The sequence below is a fragment of the Mesorhizobium sp. P5_C1 genome, from assembly GCF_054049815.1.
The window spans coordinates 1-3,087 of the sequence record NZ_JBFULQ010000610.1 but is presented as its reverse complement, the minus strand read 5'-3'; the positions used below and the strand labels follow the sequence as shown (position 1 = coordinate 3,087).

Annotated in this window: 3 protein-coding genes; 2 read left to right on the top strand and 1 reads right to left on the bottom strand. The window is 61.7% G+C overall.

The window, feature by feature from the left end:
- Together ACXJ7R_RS28765 and ACXJ7R_RS28760 are read left to right on the top strand one after the other, a co-directional pair.
- A partial coding sequence (locus tag ACXJ7R_RS28765) for an extracellular solute-binding protein (protein ID WP_457154787.1) occupies positions 1-1,635 on the top strand: 1,635 nt, incomplete at its 5' end.
- Positions 1,636-1,653: 18 nt separating this feature from the next.
- Complete coding sequence (locus ACXJ7R_RS28760) at positions 1,654-2,334, top strand: DsbA family oxidoreductase (RefSeq protein ID WP_457154786.1); 681 nt, start codon at positions 1,654-1,656, stop codon at positions 2,332-2,334.
- 38 nt (positions 2,335-2,372) lie between these two features.
- Here the strand turns inward: ACXJ7R_RS28760 and ACXJ7R_RS28755 are convergent, their stop codons facing one another.
- Positions 2,373-2,801, bottom strand: a complete 429-nt coding sequence (locus tag ACXJ7R_RS28755) for a hypothetical protein (RefSeq protein ID WP_457154785.1) — start codon at positions 2,799-2,801, stop codon at positions 2,373-2,375.
- Between the last annotated feature and the right edge of the window lie 286 nt (positions 2,802-3,087).

Sequence of the window (3,087 nt, the reverse complement as noted above, 5' to 3'; positions counted from 1 at the left end):
GTCGGCAGCTTCGACAATCTCAATCCCTTCATCCTCAAGAGCCTGCGCACGACGGCGCGCGGCATGATGGACCAGACTTACGGCAATCTCGTCTTTGAGCCGCTGATGCAGCGCAACTACGACGAGCCCTTCAGCCTGTACGGCTTGCTCGCCGACACCGCCGACATGGATCCCGAGCGCAAGAGCATCGAGTTCCATCTCAACCCGAAGGCCAAATGGTCCGACGGCCAGCCGGTGACGCCGGAGGATGTGCTGTTCACCTACGATGTCTATACCGACAAGGGCCGTCCACCCTACAGCGCCCGCATGAGCCTGATCGCCAAGCTCGAAAAGACCGGTGACCACAGCGTGCGCTTCACCTTCAACGACAAGGCCAATCGCGAGACGYCCCTGATCATCGCGCTGACGCCGATCATAGCCAAGCATGCCTTCGACAAGGACACGTTCGACAAGACGACGCTGAAGCCACTGATCGGCAGTGGCCCCTACACCGTTGCGCAGGTACAGCCTGGCCAACGCATCGTTTTCAAGCGCAACCCGGACTATTGGGGCAAGGACGTCCCGGCCAAGCGCGGCTTCGACAATTACGACCAGATCACCATCGAGTATTTCCTCAACGCCAACGCCAAGCTCGAAGCGTTCAAGAAGGGCCTTTGCGCCATCGACGACGACGGCGATCCGGTCAAGCGCGAGCGCGACCTCGATTTTCCGGCCTTCCACAAGGGCGAGGTGGTYGCCGAAACCTTCGACACCGGCATTCCGCCCGTGGTGACCGGTTTCCTGTTCAACATGCGGCTGCAGAAGTTCGCCAACCCGGTGGTGCGGCGTGCACTCGGCATGCTCTACGACTTCGAATGGGCCAACAAGAACCTGTTCGGCGGCAAATACGCCCGCGCGATGAGTTACTGGCAGAATTCTGAGCTTTCCGCGCTTGGTCATCCGGCTGACGACAGGGAAAAGGCGCTGCTGGCGCCMTACCCCGGCCGTGTGCCGGCCGATGTCATGGATGGCACGTACCGGCCACCGGTCACCGACGGTTCAGGGCAGGATCGCAAGGTGCTGAAAGCGGCCTTCGATCTCTTGAAAAGCATCGGCTATCACGTGCAGGACGGGACAATGCTCGATCCCGACGGCAAACCCTTTGGCTTCGAGATTCTGGTTGCTTCGCAGGATGAGGAGCGCCTTGCCGGCATCTATCAGCGCACGCTGGAAAAGATCGGCATCGACGTCACCATCCGCAGCCTCGACGGTGATCAGATCCAGTCGCGCAAGCAGCGCTTCGATTTCGAGGCCCTGATCGGATCGAGCGGCTTCAACAATTCATTGTCGCCCGGCATTGAACAGCTTGGCCGATGGGGATCCGAAGCGGCCAAGGCCGAAGGCTCGTTCAATCTGGCCGGTGTCGCCGATCCGGCGGTTGATGCGGCGATCGACGCGATGCTGCGCGCGCGTTCAAAGGAAGACTATGTCGCGGCTGTCAGGGTTCTCGACCGGCTGCTGATCTCCGGCAACTACATGGTGCCGACGCAGTACAACACGCAGCAATGGATCGCCTACTGGAACTACCTGGAACATCCGCAAAAGACGCCCATATTTGGGTATCAACTGCCAAGCTGGTGGCGCAAGCCGAACTGAGGATTTCGGGAGATCGAGATGAGTGAGCTGAACGCCGTCACCGTCGACGTGGTGTCCGACGTCGTCTGCCCATGGTGCTTCATCGGCCAGAAACGGCTCGACAGGGCGATATCAGCTGTCGGCGACACCGAGGTGCATGTCCGCTGGCGGCCATTCCAGCTCGATCCGACCATTCCGCCGCAAGGCAAGGATCGCCGCGACTATATGCTGGCCAAGTTTGGCAGCGACGAGCGCATCCGCGAAATCCATGCCCGCATCGAGCCGCTGGGCGAGGCCGAAGGCATTTCCTTCGCGTTCGACGCCATCAAGGTGGCGCCGAACACGCTCGATGCACACCGCCTGATCCGCTGGGCCGGCGCCGTCGGCGAAGCCGTGCAGAACCGGCTGGTGCGCCGCCTGTTCCAGCTGAATTTCGAAGAAGGCGCTGACATCGGCGACCATGCCGTTCTGATCGAAGTGGCGCGCGAGGCCGGCATGGACGCATCCGTGGTTGCCACGCTTTTGCCGACCGAGGCCGACGTCGAGGCGGTTCGCACCGAGATCGCCACCGCCTCGCGCATGGGCATAACAGGCGTGCCGTGCTTCCTGATCGAGGGCAAATACGCGGTCATGGGCGCACAGGACGCCGACACCCTGGCCGATGCCATCCGTCATGTGGCTGCCGCCAAGGCGCGCGGCGAACTGGAAAAGGCCGGCTGAGACCGGCTGCCCCTGCCCTTATGCGGCGGGAGCCGGCGTCACTTCACGGTCACCTTGGCCTTGCTGATGAAAAATCCATGGCCATTCGTGGCCGTGCAGGCCAGTCCCTTGGTTGTGGATTCGCATGAGAACGGCCCTGCGCTCCAGCTTTTGCCGTAAGCGAGCTTGGTGACATCGCTGCAGCATGACTGCTCGCCGGGGTTCTTGATCAAAGTCGCCGGCCCCTTGGGTCCCAGGATGATGGTGACATAGCTCGGCGCGACGCGGGAGCAGCTGAGTTCCGGGCCACCGTCCTGCGGCTCATAGGTGCTGGTGCCGCCCTTCGGGGTGTAGATGCAGCCAATGTTGCCGGACGGCGTGTTGAACTCGATCTGGCCCTCGGCGCCCGCCGGAATGCTCTGCTCGGCGGCCTGTGCCAGGGGATGCCAGGCAAGGAGGAACAGGGTTGCGGCTGCGCGTACAAGCATTGGAAGCTTCCTCGTTGGAGAACCGGACATGCATGGGTGCCGACAGTGCCCGGGAAGGTTCAATCCCGAACGAAGCAATTGTCAAACGCGGTTCCTGACCTCACCCAACGGGCCCGGATGTGCCGCCCGGCGCGCCTGCCGCAACGACCGTTTCGGGTCACTTTTCTGCCTCTGGCGAGGTCACGAACGGAAGATTTCCGAAGATTCGGTCAGTCCGCAGTCAGGAAATTTACCAGTCAATTAGATTTTCGAGTTCACAAACCCGTGTGAAAACCTTCCCCAAGGG

Excerpts from the sequence above, each read along its gene's own strand:
- ACXJ7R_RS28760 (WP_457154786.1), top strand. The coding sequence starts at position 1,654 with ATGAGTGAGCTGAACGCCGTCACCGTCGACGTGGTGTCCGACGTCGTC.
- ACXJ7R_RS28755 (WP_457154785.1), bottom strand. The coding sequence starts at position 2,801 with ATGCTTGTACGCGCAGCCGCAACCCTGTTCCTCCTTGCCTGGCATCCC.